This is a genomic window from Cellulosimicrobium marinum (genome assembly GCF_020551945.1).
Taxonomy (GTDB): domain Bacteria; phylum Actinomycetota; class Actinomycetes; order Actinomycetales; family Cellulomonadaceae; genus Cellulosimicrobium; species Cellulosimicrobium marinum.
Window position 1 is genome coordinate 279,573 of the sequence record NZ_JAJBZH010000001.1, and the last position, 16,511, is coordinate 296,083.

The following is a 16,511-nucleotide window of genomic DNA, read 5'->3' on the forward strand; positions in this document are numbered from 1 at the left end:
AGGAGGACCGGGGAACGAGAGGCACAGGCACGCATCATGAGGTACTACGTCCGGCGGATCACGTTCTACGTGATCACCCTCTGGGCAGCGGTCTCGCTGAACTTCCTCATCCCGAAGCTCATGCCTGGTGACCCCAAGCAGATCTTCATCGACCGGCTGATGCGACGGGGCGGCGAGATGACGCCCCAGATGCAGAACAGTGTCGACCTCCTCTTCGGCGCGGACGACGACGCCACCCTCTGGCAGCAGTACCTCGCGTACTGGGGCCGACTCTTCCAGGGCGAGCTCGGCGTCTCCATCACGTACTACCCCCAGCCCGTCGTCGAGCTGATCGGCCAGGCACTGCCCTGGACGGTGGGCCTCGTCGGTCTCGCGACGATCATCTCGTTCGCGCTCGGCGTCGGGCTGGGGGCCTGGGCCGGCTGGAAGCGCGGCACCTGGGTGGACAGCATCATCCCGGCGTCCACGCTCCTCCAGGCCGTCCCGTACTTCTGGCTCGCTCTCATCCTCGTGTCGGTGTTCTCGGTCTCGACGGGATGGTTCCCGCGGATCGGCAACTACGACATCTTCGGGTTCGACAACGGTCCGGAGTGGTCGTGGGCCTTCGTCGGGTCCGTGATCTACCACGGCTTCCTGCCGGCGCTGACGATCGTCCTGTCGTCCGTCGGCGGATGGCTCCTCGGGATGCGCAACATGATGGTGTCCACGCTGTCCGAGGACTACGTCGTCACGGCCGAGGCCAAGGGCCTGCGGCGCATGCGGGTGGCCCTGACGTACGCGACGCGCAACGCGGCGCTCCCGTCGTTCGCCGGCTTCGGCGTCGCGCTCGGGTTCGTCGTCGCCGGGTCCGTGGTCATGGAGCAGGTGTTCAGCTACCCGGGTCTCGGCAAGCTGCTGTTCAACGCGGTCCAGGCGAGCGACTTCGCCCTCATGCAGGGCACGTTCCTCGTCATCACCGTCGCGGTGCTGGCGGCGAACTTCCTCATGGACATCATCTACGGCTTCATCGACCCGAGGGCGCGCGCCAATGTCTGACAACTCCCGCGACACGGAAGTCGTGACCCCCGCCGCCGACGCCGCGCCGGCCGCCACGGTCGTCGTGGACGGTCTCCCGCCCGCCACCACGACGAAGGGGATCGTCCCCGACGTCCGCGACACCCCGGCGATGCAGGACCAGGGCGCACCGCCCGCCCCGCCCCGTCGCGGGCTGCGCGCGATGCTGCCGCGCCGTTCCGGCAAGCTCACCGCGGGCATCGCCCTCGTGGTCGGCATCCTGCTCTTCACGTTCGTCGCGCCGTTCTTCACGCAGGACCCGCGCTCGTCGGACAACGAGCGCTTCCTCCCGCCGAGCGCCGAGCACCTGCTCGGCACCAACCACATCGGCGTCGACATCTTCGCCCAGGTCGCCTACGGCGGACAGGGCTCGCTCATGGTCGGGCTCATCGCCGGGTCGATCGCGCTCGTGATGTCGATCCTCTTCGGCATCGTCGCGGGCTACCGCGGCCGGTTCACGGACGAGGCGCTCTCGCTCGTCACGAACGTCATGCTGGTCATCCCCGGTCTGCCGCTCATCATCGTCATCTCGGCCTACCTGCAGACCCGTTCGCTCGTCGTCGTCGCGGTCATCCTCGGCCTGACGGCCTGGCCGGGCGCGGCGATCGTGCTCCGCATGCAGGCGAAGTCGCTGCGCAGCCGGGACTACGTCTCGGCGGCGCGCGTCGCGGGGGAGAAGACGCCGCGCATCATCCTCGTCGAGATCTTCCCCAACCTGCTGCCGCTGCTCACCGCGCAGTTCCTCGGGGCCGTGCTGCTCGCCATCCTCGGCGAGGCGGGCCTGTCGTTCCTCGGCCTCGGCCCGTCCGGGTCGATCACGTGGGGGACGATCCTCAACCAGGCGAGCGCCAACAACGCCCTGAGCCTCGGCATGTGGTGGTGGTTCGTGCCACCGGGCCTGCTCATCGCACTGTTCGGGTGCGGCCTCGCGCTCATCAACTTCAGCCTCGACGAGATCATCAACCCGCGCCTGCGTCTCGCGCCCGCCGCCGTCAAGAGCGTGCGCAAGGCGCGCAAGGCAGGCCTGGGCGTCGAGACCGACGCGCACGGCGCGCCGACCACCGAGGCGGCCCCGCGCACCGACGGGGACGACGACGCGAAGGAGACGGTGGACGCATGACCGCCACCACGCCGGCCACGACACCGCCGACGGCCACCGGGCCGCTGACGAGCGCGAGCCACGACGCCTACCTCGTGGGCAAGGAGCCCGTCCTCACCGCGCACGACGTCTCGATCGACTACGAGGTCGAGCCGGTCGTCCACGCCGTCAAGGGCGTCTCCCTCACGCTGCACAGAGGCGAGATCCTCGGCCTCGCGGGCGAGTCGGGCTGCGGCAAGACGACCCTCGCGTACGGGCTGAACCGGCTGCTCAAGCCGCCCGCGCTCCTCACCAGCGGGACCGTCACGTTCCACGACCAGGGCGGCGACGACATCGACGTCGTGGCGCTGTCGGGGGACGCGCTGCGGGCGTTCCGCTGGGACAAGGTCTCGATGGTGTTCCAGGGCGCGATGAACTCGCTCAACCCGGTCATCAGCGTCCGCGACCAGCTCGGCGACGTCCTCAAGACGCACCGTCCCGGGATGAGCCGCGCCGAGCGCGCGGTGCGCTCCGCCGAGCTCCTCGAGCTCGTGGGCGTCGACCCGGTGCGCCTCGACAGCTACGCGCACGAGCTCTCCGGGGGCATGCGGCAGCGCGTCATGATCGCCATGGCGCTCGCGCTCAACCCGCAGGTCATGATCATGGACGAGCCGACGACGGCCCTCGACGTCGTCGTCCAGCGCGGCATCCTCCGCGAGATCATGCGCCTGCGCGAGCAGCTCGGGTTCGCGGTCGTGTTCATCACCCACGACCTCCCGCTCCTGCTGGAGATCAGCGACCGCATCGCCGTGATGCTGCGCGGCGAGATCATCGAGCTCGACACGGCGGAGGCGGTCTACGCGTCCGCGCAGCACCCGTACACGCGCCGTCTGCTCGGGTCGTTCCCGAGCCTCACGGGAGAGCGCGGTGCGTTCGTGCGCACGGGCGAGGGCACCGGAGAGCACCAGGAAGGACCCCACGCATGAGCACCCTCGAGGTCCGCAACCTGGTCAAGGACTTCGCGCTCCGCAAGGGGCTGAAGCGGTCCACGCTGCGCGCCGTGAACGACGTGTCGTTCACGCTGGAGCCCGGCAAGACGATCGCCGTCGTCGGGGAGTCCGGCTCCGGCAAGTCGACCGTGGCGCGGATGATCTCCAAGCTGGAGACGCCGACGTCGGGCCAGATCCTGCTCGACGGCAGGCCGTCCGCCACGCGGGGGCGCGCCCTCGACGCCTACCGGCACGACGTGCAGATGGTGTTCCAGGACCCGTTCGCGTCGCTCAACCCGTTCCACACGGTGGCGCACCACCTGGAGCGTCCGTTGCGCCTGCACAAGGTCGCGCGGGGGCGGGAGGCGATCGACGCCCGGGTGCACGAGCTTCTGGAGCGCGTGAACCTCACCCCCGCACCCGTGTTCGCGGCCAAGCAGCCGCACGAGATGTCCGGCGGACAGCGCCAGCGCGTCGCGATCGCCCGCGCGCTCGCCCCGGGGGCGCGGTTCCTCGTCGCCGACGAGCCCGTGTCGATGCTCGACGTGTCGATCCGCCTCGGCGTGCTCAACCTGCTCGCGCGGCTGCAGCGCGAGGAGAACCTCGGGGTCCTGTACATCACGCACGACCTCGCGACGGCCCGGCACTTCTCGGACGAGATCATCGTCATGTTCCGCGGCAACGTCGTGGAGCGCGGACCGTCGGACCGCGTGATCCTCGACCCGCAGCACGACTACACGAAGCTGCTCCTGGGCGCTGCGCCCAACCCGGAGAACCAGGGTCGTCTGCGCGAGGAGGTGCGTGCCGAGCTCGCCGCGGCCGGCGCCGGCGCGCAGGACGACGCGACGCGCGACCGCTTCGGGACGCGCGACCTCTGAGACGCACCGGCCCCTGCCCCGGGCCGGTGGGCGGGCGTCCGGTTCGCCGGACGCCCGCCATCTTCCCGCGCGCCGGGTGGTGGTGCGTGCGGGGGCGCGGGCCAGGGCCGTCGGACGTCCTGGCCCGCGCGCTCGTCCCGGCGCCAGTAGGGTCGGGACCGTGCCTCGACCCCACGTGCGTCTTGCCGCCACGCCCGACGACGGTGCCGCCGCCCGGTCCGCCCTCGCCGCGCTGCGCCGCGAGATGGAGATCCCCGAGGCGTTCGCGCCGCAGGCTCTCGACGAGGCGCGCGCTGCGGCAGGCTCCTTCGCGGCAGCGATGCCTGTCGGGGACCGCGCGGACCTGCGCGACCTCCCGTTCCTCACCGTCGACCCTCCGGGGTCGATGGACCTCGACCAGGCGCTGCACCTCGAACGGGAGACCGGCGGCGAGGGTGCGTTCGTCGTCCACTACGCCATCGCGGACGTCGGCGCGTTCGTCGAGCCCGGTGGTGCGCTCGACGCCGCCGTCCACGAGCGCGGCACGACGCTCTACGCCCCGGACCACCGCACACCGCTCCACCCCGCCGAGCTGTCGGAGGGCGCCGCAAGCCTCCTGCCGGGCGAGGACCGTCCCGCCGCGGCCTGGCGCATCGTCCTCGACGACCGGGGCGAGATCGTCGGCGCGCAGGTCCGGCGCGCCGTCGTCCGTTCCCGGCAGCGCCTGACCTACGAGGAGGCGCAGCGGCGGATCGACGCCCTCCCGTCCGACGCCGCGCACGTCGAACCCTCGCCCGCCGCCTCGTCCGACGACTCGCCCGACGGTCCGCCCGGCACCTCGTCCGGCACCGTCTCGCCCGACGGGACGCTCGGGCTGCTGCGGACGGTGGGCGAGCTGCGGCTCGCGCGGGAGCGCGAGCGCGGCGGGGTGTCGCTGGAGGTCCCGGAGCAGGAGGTCGTCGTGCGCGACGACGGGTCGTTCGGGCTGGAGTTCCGCGCGACGCTGCCGGTCGAGGCGTGGAACGCGCAGATCTCACTCCTCACGGGGATCGCGGCGGCCGGTCTCATGCGGGCGGGTGGCGTGGGGGTCTTCCGGGCGCTGCCGCCCGCGGACGCGCGTGACGTGGCCCGCCTGCGGCGCACCGCCCGGGCGCTCGGGATCGACTGGCCCCGCGACGTCGAGTACGCCGACCTCGTGCCGACGCTGGACTCGTCGTCGCCCGCGCACGCGGCGTTCCTCAACGAGGCGACGTCGCTGTTCCGGGGGGCGTCGTACGAGGCGTTCGGCGGCACGGGTCAGGAGCCGGGCGTGCCGGACGACGCGGTGCACGCCGCGATCGGCGCGGAGTACGCGCACGTCACGGCCCCGCTGCGGCGCCTCGTCGACCGGTACGGCACCGAGGTGTGCCTGGCGCTGTGCGCCGACGAGCCGGTCCCGGACTGGGTGCTGGAGGCGCTTCCCGGGCTGCCGCGGACGATGGCGCGCACGGGGCAGCGGGCCGGGTCGTACGAGCGGGCGATCGTCGACGTCGTCGAGGCCGTGCTGCTGTCCGGGCGCGAGGGCGAGGAGTTCGACGCCGTGGTCGTCGACGTCGAGGACGACGCCGAGCGTGCCCGTCGCGTCGACCGCGAGGGAGGTGCGCAGGACGGTGCGGGCGCGCTGCGTCGCGGGCAGGTGGTCCTCGCGGACCCGGCCGTGCGGGCCCGTGCCGAGGGGGTCGACCTTCCCCTCGGCGAGGCGGTGCGCGCGACGTTGCGGGAGGTCTCCGTGGCCGACCGCCGCGTGCTCTTCACCGTCGACTGAGCACGCCTAGGCTGGGCGCATGCCTGCCCGACGCCGCACCGACCCGTCCGCCGGCCGTCTCGCCCTGGCCGCGTGGCGGGAGGGGACGGCGGAGCGCCGTGACGTCGCGACGGCGGTGCGCTTCACGCTCGAGGAGCTCGCCGACGTCGCGCCGGGGCACGCGGTCGAGGTGCGGGTGCCTCCGGCGGGCGTGGTGCAGGCCGTGGAGGGGCCGCGGCACACGCGGGGGACGCCGCCGGGCGTGGTCGAGACGGACCCGCAGACCTGGCTGGCCCTGGCGTCGGGTGCGACGACCTGGGCGGAGGCGGTCGCCGCGGGGCGGGTGCGGGCGTCGGGGGAGCGGACCGACCTGTCGGCGTACCTGCCGCTGCAGGCGGCGCGGGCGCGCTGAGCGGAACGGCCCGGCGATACCGTCGCGGGTGTTACTGATGCGTAACAGTCGCGGCGATCTCTGGCGGCCCGCGATCCGGAGGGCTAGGTTCCGAGGATGATCGGCCACCGTCCGTGCCGGACGGTCGACGCACGACGACGTGCGACGACGTTCTCGCGGCGGTGACACGGATGCAACCGTGCGTTCATGTGGGTGGGGTGCGATCTCCTGCGGGGGCGGAGAGCCGCGCTGTCCACGACGTGGACCGCGGGCGTCACCGGGCCGTCCGCACGAGATGAAGGAGTCAGCGTGTCCGACCACCAGCACCTGCGGCGACGGAGGGTGGTGGCGAGCGGGCTGACGCTGGCGCTCGCCGTCCCCCTGTCCGTGACCGCGGCCACCGCCGCGAGCGCCGCGCCCGACGGTTCGGGCGTCGTCATCAACGAGGCCTACCTGAGCGGCGGGAGCGCCAACGCCCCGTTCACGAACAAGTTCGTCGAGCTGTACAACCCGACGTCGGCCGACGTCGCGCTCGACGGCTGGTCGGTCCAGTACCGGTCCGCGACCGGCTCGGCCGCGTTCTCGGGGGTCGTCCCGCTGTCCGGCAGCATCGAGGCGGGCGGGTACTACCTCGTGCAGGCGGCGTCGAACGGCTCGAACGGTGCGGCGCTGCCGACGCCGGACGCGAGCGGGACCGTCTCGTTCCAGGGGCAGAACGGGACGATCGCGCTCGCGAGCACGACGACGGCGCTGAACCCGGGGACGGGTGACCTCGCCGGGACCGCCGGGGTCGTGGACCTCGTCGGGTACGGGTCGTCGAACTCGTTCGAGACCGCGGCGGCGCCCGCGGGGCGCGCGAACACCGCCGGCGGCTCGCTCAACCGCGCGGGCTTCGCCGACACGGACGACAACAGCGCGGACTTCGCGGTGCTCGACGCGGTGACCCCGCAGAACAGCGGCGACGACGGCGGCCCGGACCCGGAGCCGGGCGAGGTGGTCCCGATCGCCGAGATCCAGGGCACGGGCGCGGCGAGCCCGCTCGTGGGGCAGACGGTCACGACGCGGGGCGTGGTGACGGCGTCGTACCCGACGGGCGGCTACGACGGCTTCTACCTCCAGACGGAGGGCACGGGTGACCTGGCCGACGACCACGACGCGTCCGACGCGATCTTCGTGTACTCGGCGGCCGCGGCCGCGGGGGTCGAGGCGGGTGACCACGTCGAGGTGACGGGCCCGGTCTCGGAGTACTTCTCGATGACGCAGATCGCGCCCGCCGCGGGCGGCTGGACCGTGCTCGACGAGCCGGCCGAGGCCGTGAAGCCGGCGGACGTCGCGTTCCCCGCGTCGGACGCCGAGCGGGAGGCGCTGGAGGGGATGCTGCTGCAGCCTGCCGGCGACTACACCGTCGCGGACAACTACGACACGAACTTCTACGGTTCGTTCCTGCTGGCGGCGGGAACGGACCCGTTCCTGCAGCCGACGTCGGCCGGTCGCCCGGGCAGCGCGGAGGCGGCTGCCGCGGTGGCGGACCGGGCGGCGCGCGGCGTCGTCCTCGACGACGGTGCGACGACGAACTTCAACAGCACGGCGAACAAGGCGATCCCCCTGCCGTACCTGACCGGCGGTGCGCCGGCCCGGGTCGGTGCCGGGGTGACGTTCGAGACGCCCGTGATCCTCGACTACCGGTTCGACGCCTGGACGTTCCAGCCGCTCACCCACCTGCGTGCGGGCGACGGCGGCAACGCGGACGAGGTCCAGCCGGCCACGTTCGCGGACACGCGCGAGGCGGCACCTGCCGCGGTGGGCGGGGACCTGAGCGTCGCGACGTTCAACGTCCTCAACTACTTCACGACGACGGGCGACCAGCTCGCGGGCTGCCAGTTCTACACCGACCGTGAGGGCAACCCGATCACGGTCCGCACCGGGTGCGCCGCGCGCGGTGCGGCGGACGCGGAGAACCTCGAGCGGCAGCAGACGAAGATCGTCGCGGCGATCGACGCGCTCGACGCCGACGTGGTGGCGCTCATGGAGATCGAGAACTCCGCACCGTTCGGCAAGGACCGTGACCAGGCGCTGTCCGACCTCGTGGACGCCCTCAACGACGCCGCCGGTGCCGACGAGTGGGCGTTCGTCCCGTCCCCGGCTGCGCTGCCGGACGACGAGGACGTCATCCGCCTCGCGTACATCTACCAGGTCGACGCGGCCGAGCCGGTGGGCGGGTCGCAGATCCTGCTCGACGACGCGGCGTTCGTCAACGCGCGCGAGCCGCTGGCGCAGGTGTTCCAGCCCGCGGGTGGCGCCGACGGTGCGGAGGACGACGTGCTCGTCGTCGCCAACCACTTCAAGTCGAAGGGCTCGGGTACCCCGGTGCTCGACGGCGACGAGGACTCGGGCGACGGCCAGGGCGCGTTCAACGCGTCCCGCGTCGCGCAGGCGGAGGCGCTCGTCGGCTTCGCGGAGGACGTCGCGGCGGACGCCGGGACGGACACGGTCCTGCTCGCGGGCGACTTCAACTCGTACTCGCAGGAGGACCCGCTCGAGGTGTTCAAGGAGGCCGGCTACGTCGACCTCGGCGCGACCACGGGCGAGCAGACGTACCTGTTCGACGGCTACGTCGGGTCGCTCGACCACGTGTTCGCCTCGCCGGCCGCGGCGGACGCCGTGACGGGTACCGACGTGTGGAACATCAACTCGGTCGAGCCGATCGCGAACGAGTACAGCCGGTACAACTACAACGCGTCGATCCTCTACGACGAGACGGCGTTCCGGTCCTCCGACCACGACCCGGTCCTCGTGGGCCTGGACCTCGCGGGCGACGTCGAGCCGGGCACCACGACGATCGACCTGCTCGCGATCAACGACTTCCACGGGCGGATCGAGCCGTACTCGACGAACTCGACCACGGGTGTCGTCACGAACAACACGCTGTCGTTCGCCGGGACGGTCGAGGAGCTGCGGGCGCAGAACCCCGACGGCACGGCGTTCGTGTCCGCGGGGGACAACATCGGCGCGTCGCTGTTCGCCTCGGCGCTGCAGCAGGACCAGCCGACGATCGACGTGCTCAACGCCCTCGACCTCGCCACCTCCGCGGTGGGCAACCACGAGTTCGACCAGGGCTTCGACGACCTCACGGGTCGGGTGGCCGACGCCGCCGACTGGACCTACACGGGGGCGAACGTCTACGACAAGGGCACCCAGGACCCGGCCCTGCCGGAGTACCAGGTGGTCGAGATCGACGGGATCGACGTCGGGTTCGTCGGCGTCGTCACGGAGGAGACGCCGACGCTCGTCACCCCCGCCGGCATCGCGGACCTCGACTTCGGGGACCCGGTCGAGGCGCTCAACCGTGTCACCGCCCAGCTCCAGGACGGTGACGACGCGAACGGCGAGGCGGACGTCGTGGTCGCGCTCGTGCACGAGGGTGCGGGCGCGGGGACGCCGGACGGGTCGACCCTGGAGGAGGAGGTCGCCGCGGGCGGCCCCTTCGCCGAGCTCGTCACCGAGACGGACCCGCGCGTCGCGGCGTTCTTCACGGGCCACACCCACAAGCAGTACGCGTGGGAGGCGCCCGTCCCGGGCGTCGAGGGGGCGACGCGACCGATCGTCCAGACCGGCAGCTACGGCGAGTTCGTCGGGCACATCACCCTGACGATCGACGACGAGACGCACGAGGTCGTCGACCACGCGGCGGTCAACGTGCGGCGCACCACCACTCCGTGGGAGCAGCTCGTCGAGACGTACCCGCGCGTGCAGGCCGTCAAGGACGTGCTCGACCCGGCGCTGGCCGAGGCCGAGGTCATCGGCTCGCAGCCCGTGGGCGAGGTCACGGCCGACATCACGACCGCGTACACCGGCGGCGCCTACACGGGCCCGGGCGGGACGTACGTCGGTCCTGGTCCGCAGCCGAGCTCGGGCCGTGACGACCGCATGTCGGAGTCGACCCTGGGCAACCTCGTGGCGAACTCGCTGCGCGACACGCTCGCCGACCCGGACCGCGGCGGCGCCGACCTCGGCGTCGTCAACCCGGGCGGCCTGCGCAACGAGCTGTTCTACGGCCCGGACGGCGTCGTCACGTTCGCCGAGGCGAACGCGGTGCTCCCGTTCGTCAACAACCTGTGGACGGTGACCCTCACGGGCGAGCAGGTCGTGGAGATGCTCGAGCAGCAGTGGCAGACCCTCCCGAACGGGACGCGCCCGTCGCGCCCGTACCTCGCGCTCGGGCTGTCGGACAACGTGAGCTGGACGGCGGCGACCGCGGACGGCAACGCCGCTCCCGGGGACAACGTCCTGTCGGTGACGATCGACGGCGAGCCCGTCGACCCCGCCGGCGAGTACCGGGTCGCCACGTTCTCGTTCCTCGCGACGGGCGGCGACAACTTCCGGGTGTTCACGCAGGGCACGAACCCGCGCGACTCGGGCCTGGTCGACCGCGACGCGTGGATCGCTTACCTCGAGGAGAACTCGCCGCTCACGCCGTCCTTCGCGCGGTCGCGCGTGGTGGTCGGCGCGCTGCCCGGCCCGGTCACGGCGGGCGAGGACGTGAGCGTGGAGCTCTCCGCCCTCGACCTCACGTCGCTCGGGTCGCCGCGCAACACCGAGGTGACGGGGTACCTCGTCCCCGCCGACGGCACGTTCGACCCGGAGAACCCGGGCGACGCCGTGGCGACGGCGACCGCGACCGACGGCGCTGCGACCCTCACCGCGACCGTCCCCGAGGACACCGCCGAGGGGGCGTACGACCTGTGGGTCGTCGCGTCGCCCAGCGGGACCGTGAGCCGCGTCCCGGTCACGGTGGAGGCGGCCGAGGAGCCGACCGGCGTCGACGTCGCCGTCACCGCGCAGGCGCGCTGCCTCGCCGGGACGGCGTACCTCGCGGTCCGGGCGACCAACGGCGAGGACGTGCGGATCGACGTCCGCCACTACACGCCGTTCGGCGAGAAGCGGTTCGCGGGCGTCCAGCCCGGGTCGTCGGCGTACCAGGCGTACAACAGCCGCCAGTCCTCGATCGAGGGTGGTTCGGTGACGGTGGCGGGCTACGTGTCCGGCGCGACGCCGCGCTACGAGCAGCACCGCGTCACGTACGAGGGCATCACCTGCGGCTGACCCCCGTGCGCTGACGCGCAGACCGAGACCGCGACCCGGGTTCCGTCCGACGGACCCGGGTCGCGGTGCGTCCAGCCGGGCCGCGGGCCGTCCGCCCGCGCCTACGCGTGAACGTCGCGCGCACCGCCGACCGTCCGCGTGCGTCCCGCCGGTGCGCGCGACGTGCTCCGTTCCCTCCCAGGGAGCCCGGGTATCGTCGTGCCCGTGAGCTCTGAGCAGTCCCCCGTGCCCGACGCCGCGTCCTCCGACACCTCCGGCGCGCCGCAGGGCGGTGCCCCGGCGCAGGAGGAGGTGGAGGTCGAGCAGGTCCTCGATCCCGCCACGGTGCGTCGTGCGCCGCGCTATCGCGCGTTCTTCACCGTGGGGGTCGTGCTCGGTCTCGTCGTGGGGCTCGGGCTCGGCGGCGCGTGGCTGCAGTCGCCGATGTCCGCACCGGTGTTCAAGCCGGGCGTCTACTTCTCCGTGATCCTCGTGACGTGCGCCGCGCTCGGCGCGGGCGTCGCGGGCCTGTGGGCGGTCGTCGCGGACCGTCGGAGCATGCGCGGGCGCTGAGCCGCGCCCCGACGGGGTCGGTGACGGCTCCCGGTCAGGCGGGGGTCCGGTCGCCGGGTGTCCACCGGGTCCGGACCTGGTCGCGCAGGGCGGCCGCGCGCCGGACGTCGGCGACGACGACGTACCCGGCGGCGAGTCCCGTGACCGCGCAGGCGATCGCGACGAGCTGCGCCGACCCCGCGGACCACGGCCCCGGCAGGGTCCCCGTCGCGGCCGCGGTCACCACGGGGGAGACGAACCCCAGGAGGACGAGCCAGCCCACCGCCACCAGTCCGGCGGTGGTGTGCGGCGCGGTCGCGACGTCGAGCACGACGGCGTCCGGCAGCGGGCGCGCGAGCGCGGGGTCCGCCAGCGCGGCCCGGACCCGGCGCTCCTGGAGCCCTGCCCGGACGACGGTCGCGCCGAGCCAGACGACCAGGCACAGGGCCGCTGCGGCGACCAGGACCCCTCCGACGCCCACGAGCACGTCGATCAGCGTCTCCCCGAACGGGCCGTAGTACCGGCGCGGCGCGTTCCTCCCGGGCTGTCGCAGGAACAGGCCCACCATGAACAGGACGAAGCCCACCGCCCCGCCGGCCCCGACGACCGCGGACCCGACCGTGGTCCGGCGGGACCGGACCCGGTCCTCCGCGCGGGAACGGCCGGTGACCGGCGCAGGGCCGAGGGCCGCGCGAGCACGCCGCTCGGCGGCCTCCGCAGCGCGCGCCTCGTTCTGCCCCCAGGTCGTCCGGAGCCAGTGCTGGGTGCTCTCCCACCGGGTGCGCCACCCGCGCGCCGCGACGAGGCCCAGCCCGCTCGCGCCGGCCAGCACGACCCCGGCGACGACGACGGCGCGGCCGGACGCGTCGTCGGACGCGAGCATCACCGCCCCGATGCCGCCACCGCCGACCCCGGCGACGGCGAGCGTCGTCCACAGCAGACCGGTCACGGCGCCCGGTGGGCCGGACCGCGCGATCCGGTCGCGCACGGAGCGGGGTGGCACGTGCGTCCGAGGGCGAGCCGCCGCGGCGAGCTCGTGCGCGAGTCGTGCCGTCGCGGCCGCGCGCAGCGGGACGAACACCACGGCGGCGAGGACGACGAGCAGGGCCCACCAGCCGAGGACGCCCCGTCCCAGCTCCTCGAGCTCGAACCGCCAGGACCCGAACACCTCGCCGCCGACGAGCACCACACCGAGCAGCGCGAGGAAGGATGCGACCGCGGCGCCGAGCACGGCTCCCACGGCGGTCGCCAGACCGTCCAGCAGGACGAGCGCCCGACCGGGCACGACCTCGACGAAGCGGAACAGCGTCCGTTCGCGCACGTGCGCGGCGCGAGGACGGCGGCTGGACACCGGGCGAGGATAGCGAGAGCGAAGAATCGGAGGGCACCGCGTCCACGTGAGACACTGAAGTACGTGGCCCCCCGCGGAGATGGACTTCTCAACCACGACCTCATGCCCGGCGAGAAAGGCCCCCAGGACGCCTGCGGCGTCTTCGGAGTCTGGGCGCCCGGCGAGGAGGTCGCCAAGCTCGCCTACTTCGGGCTCTACGCGCTGCAGCACCGCGGCCAGGAGTCCGCGGGCATCGCGACGAGCAACGGCGAGCAGATCCTCGTCTACAAGGACATGGGACTCGTCTCGCAGGTGTTCGACGAGACGGCGCTCAACGCCCTGACGGGACACATCGCCGTCGGGCACTGCCGCTACTCGACGACCGGTGGGGTAACCTGGGAGAACGCGCAGCCGACGCTCGGCGCCACGTCCTCCGGCACCGTCGCCCTGGGTCACAACGGCAACCTCACGAACTCCGCCGAGCTCGTCGACCTCGTCGCCGAGCGGTACGGCGCCCAGCGCCGCGGCGAGCTCGCCCGCGGCAACACGACGGACACGGCGCTCGTCACCGCCCTCCTCGCCGGCGACGCCGACCACACGCTCGAGTCGACCGCGCTCGAGGTGCTGCCGCGCCTGCGCGGCGCGTTCTCCCTCGTGTTCATGGACGAGCACACCCTCTACGCCGCGCGCGACCCGCAGGGCGTCCGCCCGCTCGTGCTCGGTCGGCTGGAGCGTGGCTGGGTCGTCGCGAGCGAGACCCCGGCGCTCGACATCGTCGGTGCGTCGTTCGTGCGCGAGGTCGAGCCGGGCGAGCTCATCGCGATCGACGCCGACGGGCTGCGCTCGCAGCGGTTCGCGCCGGTCGAGCGTGCCGGGTGCGTGTTCGAGTACGTCTACCTGGCCCGCCCGGACACGGCGATCAAGGGCCGCTCGGTGCACGCCGCCCGCGTCGAGATGGGGCGCCAGCTCGCCCGCGAGCACCCCGTCGACGCCGACCTCGTCATCCCCGTCCCCGAGTCGGGCACGCCCGCCGCCGTGGGGTACGCGGCCGAGTCGGGCATCCCGTTCGGGCAGGGCCTGACGAAGAACGCGTACGTCGGACGGACGTTCATCCAGCCGTCGGACACGCTGCGCCAGCTCGGCATCCGGCTCAAGCTCAACCCGCTGCGCGAGGTCATCCGGGGCAAGCGGCTCGTCGTCGTGGACGACTCGATCGTGCGCGGGAACACCCAGCGCGCGCTCATCCGGATGCTCCGGGAGGCGGGCGCCGCGGAGGTCCACGTGCGGATCAGCTCGCCGCCCGTGAAGTGGCCCTGCTTCTACGGCATCGACTTCGCGTCCCGGGCCGAGCTCATCGCCAACGGTCTCTCCCCGGACGAGATCGGCCAGTCGCTCGGTGCCGACACCCTCGGCTACATCTCGACCGAGGGCATGATCGCCGCCACCGAGCAGCCTGCGTCGCAGCTCTGCACCGCCTGCTTCACCGGGAAGTACCCCATCGAGCTGCCCCCGGACGACCAGCTCGGCAAGCACCTGCTGGAGCAGGCCGAGCTTCCCCTCGGTGCCCCGGAGGACGGCCTGCGCAGCCTCTCCGTGAGCTCCGGCGGCGCCGGCGCCCTGCAGCACCCCTGACCGAACCGCGGGAACGCACCACCCCTGAGACCCTGGAGCCCACGATCGTGACTGCCGAGAACCCCGGCCTGACCTATGCCGCCGCGGGCGTCGACACCGAGGCGGGCGACAAGGCCGTCGAGCTCATGAAGGACGCCGTGCGTCGCACCCAGGGACCGCAGGTCCTGGGCGGCGTGGGCGGGTTCGCGGGCCTGTACGACGCCGCGGAGCTCACGCGCTATCGCCGCCCTCTGCTCGCGACGTCCACGGACGGCGTCGGGACGAAGGTCGCGATCGCGCAGGCGATGGACGTCCACGACACGATCGGCTTCGACCTCGTCGGCATGGTCGTCGACGACATCGTCGTGGTCGGGGCGAAGCCCCTGTTCATGACGGACTACATCGCGTGCGGCAAGGTCGTGCCCGAGCGCATCGCGGGCGTCGTCCGCGGCATCGCGGCGGCGTGCGAGGTGGCAGGCACCGCGCTCGTGGGCGGCGAGACGGCGGAGCACCCGGGCCTGCTCGCACCGGACGAGTACGACGTCGCGGGTGCGGCCACCGGCGTCGTCGAGGCGGACGCGCTGCTCGGCCCGGACCGGGTGCGCGAGGGCGACGTGCTCATCGGCCTCGCCTCGTCGGGCCTGCACTCGAACGGCTACTCGCTCGTGCGGGCGGTGCTTCAGCACGCCGGGTGGGGGCTGGAGCGGCACGTCGACGACCTCGGTCGGACCGTCGGCGAGGAGCTCCTGGAGCCGACCCGCGTCTACGCGAGCGACTGCCTCGCCCTCGCCGCCGACGACGCGGCGCAGGTCCACGCGTTCACGCACGTCACCGGCGGCGGCCTCGCGGCGAACCTCGCACGCGTGCTGCCCGCGGGACTCGTGGGCGTCGTGGACCGGTCGAGCTGGGCCGTCCCGCCCGTCTTCGGCCTCGTGCGCGATCTCGGCGGTGTCCCGCGCGGCGACCTGGAGAACACGCTGAACCTGGGCGTCGGGATGGTCGCCGTCGTCGGCGCCGACGGCGTCGACGCGGCGCTCGCCCGCTGCGCCGCGCTCGGCCTGCCCGCGTGGGTGCTCGGCCAGGTCGAGGCGTTCGACCCGACCGCCGCGGCCGACGTCGCGGACGGCGACCTCGTGGCCGGGACCAAGGGCGTGCAGGCTGGTGCCGTGCGCCTCGTGGGTGACTACCGGGCCTGACATGTCCAGGGCGGCCCGACGGACTACGCCCGACGACGAACGGCGACCCCCGCGCGGGGGTCGCCGTTCGTCGTCGGTCCGGCTGTGGACCGGGAGATGCTGGGGGTGCCGACTCAGCGGTCGTCGGACCAGCCGGTGTACCGCTGGTCGTACCGCTCGACGTCGTCGGAGGACTCGGCCTCGTAGCGGGAGTCCGTCACGACATCCGTATGGCTGTGACCGGTGAGCTCCTGCTCGAGAGCCCTGTAGTTCGTCTCGGGGCTGTAGTACTTCAGCGCGCGAGCGACCTTGGTCTGCTTTGCCTTCTGACGGCCGCGGCCCATGGCTCCGACCCCCTCAACGTAGAAGCGGGGCGGCTACGTGCTCAGACGTGCGGCCCCGGGGTGTAGTTTCGTCTGTTCAGAGTCCAACGGTACATGCTGGACGGCTATTCCATCCACTCGGAAGCGGCCGTGGCGCCCGCGACGTGCAGAGCGTCACACGCCGTCGAGGCGCCCGTCCGTCACCAGGCCGAGGAGCAGTGGCGCATCGGGCCCGTAAGGCGCAGGAGCGACCCACCGGCCCTTTGGACCATAGAGCGATAAGTTCA

At 73.0% G+C, this 16,511-nt stretch carries 12 protein-coding genes; 10 read left to right on the forward strand and 2 right to left on the reverse strand.

Annotation, left to right across the window (positions count from 1 at the left end; all coding sequences use genetic code 11):
* Positions 1-36 precede the first annotated feature (36 nt).
* The 8 genes from LGQ04_RS01210 (at position 37) to LGQ04_RS01245 (ending at position 11,806) form a co-directional block, all read left to right on the forward strand.
* Positions 37-1,035: an ABC transporter permease gene (locus tag LGQ04_RS01210; protein WP_229241651.1), complete on the forward strand. Its 999-nt coding sequence runs from the start codon at positions 37-39 to the stop codon at positions 1,033-1,035.
* A complete protein-coding gene (locus LGQ04_RS01215) occupies positions 1,028-2,173 on the forward strand; it encodes an ABC transporter permease (RefSeq protein WP_229241652.1) in 1,146 nt (381 codons plus the stop codon). The genes LGQ04_RS01210 and LGQ04_RS01215 overlap by 8 nt, the downstream gene beginning before the upstream one ends.
* Positions 2,170-3,117, forward strand: coding sequence for an ABC transporter ATP-binding protein (locus tag LGQ04_RS01220; RefSeq protein ID WP_267493948.1), 948 nt, complete (start codon positions 2,170-2,172; stop codon positions 3,115-3,117). Before LGQ04_RS01215 ends, LGQ04_RS01220 begins: the two co-directional genes overlap by 4 nt.
* The gene (locus tag LGQ04_RS01225) at positions 3,114-3,998 is read left to right on the forward strand and encodes an ABC transporter ATP-binding protein (RefSeq protein WP_229241653.1); all 885 of its coding nucleotides are present in this window, start codon (positions 3,114-3,116) and stop codon (positions 3,996-3,998) included. Before LGQ04_RS01220 ends, LGQ04_RS01225 begins: the two co-directional genes overlap by 4 nt.
* 160 nt (positions 3,999-4,158) lie before the next feature.
* Entirely contained in the window at positions 4,159-5,781 is a 1,623-nt protein-coding gene (locus tag LGQ04_RS01230; protein ID WP_229241654.1) for a ribonuclease catalytic domain-containing protein, read from the forward strand.
* Positions 5,782-5,800: 19 nt separating this feature from the next.
* The gene (locus LGQ04_RS01235) at positions 5,801-6,172 is read left to right on the forward strand and encodes a sterol carrier family protein (protein ID WP_229241655.1); all 372 of its coding nucleotides are present in this window, start codon (positions 5,801-5,803) and stop codon (positions 6,170-6,172) included.
* Positions 6,173-6,460: 288 nt separating this feature from the next.
* Positions 6,461-11,254 carry an ExeM/NucH family extracellular endonuclease gene (locus LGQ04_RS01240; protein WP_229241656.1) on the forward strand — a complete coding sequence of 1,598 codons (4,794 nt, stop codon included), beginning with the start codon at positions 6,461-6,463 and terminating at the stop codon, positions 11,252-11,254.
* 204 nt (positions 11,255-11,458) lie between these two features.
* Complete coding sequence (locus LGQ04_RS01245) at positions 11,459-11,806, forward strand: histidine kinase (RefSeq protein ID WP_229241657.1); 348 nt, start codon at positions 11,459-11,461, stop codon at positions 11,804-11,806.
* 34 nt (positions 11,807-11,840) lie between these two features.
* Here the strand turns inward: LGQ04_RS01245 and LGQ04_RS01250 are convergent, their stop codons facing one another.
* The gene (locus LGQ04_RS01250) at positions 11,841-13,136 is read right to left on the reverse strand and encodes a hypothetical protein (RefSeq protein WP_229241658.1); all 1,296 of its coding nucleotides are present in this window, start codon (positions 13,134-13,136) and stop codon (positions 11,841-11,843) included.
* 63 nt (positions 13,137-13,199) lie between these two features.
* Between LGQ04_RS01250 and purF the strand changes: the two genes are divergently transcribed.
* Both purF and purM read left to right on the forward strand, forming a co-directional pair.
* The gene (gene purF / locus LGQ04_RS01255; protein ID WP_229241659.1) at positions 13,200-14,747 is read left to right on the forward strand and encodes an amidophosphoribosyltransferase; all 1,548 of its coding nucleotides are present in this window, start codon (positions 13,200-13,202) and stop codon (positions 14,745-14,747) included.
* A 47-nt stretch (positions 14,748-14,794) separates the two neighbouring features.
* A complete protein-coding gene (gene purM / locus LGQ04_RS01260) occupies positions 14,795-15,922 on the forward strand; it encodes a phosphoribosylformylglycinamidine cyclo-ligase (protein WP_229241660.1) in 1,128 nt (375 codons plus the stop codon).
* Between the two features lie 113 nt (positions 15,923-16,035).
* Here the strand turns inward: purM and LGQ04_RS01265 are convergent, their stop codons facing one another.
* Positions 16,036-16,245 (reverse strand): DUF3073 domain-containing protein, encoded by a 210-nt coding sequence (locus LGQ04_RS01265; RefSeq protein WP_229241661.1) that lies wholly within the window; start codon positions 16,243-16,245, stop codon positions 16,036-16,038.
* Positions 16,246-16,511: the final 266 nt, after the last annotated feature.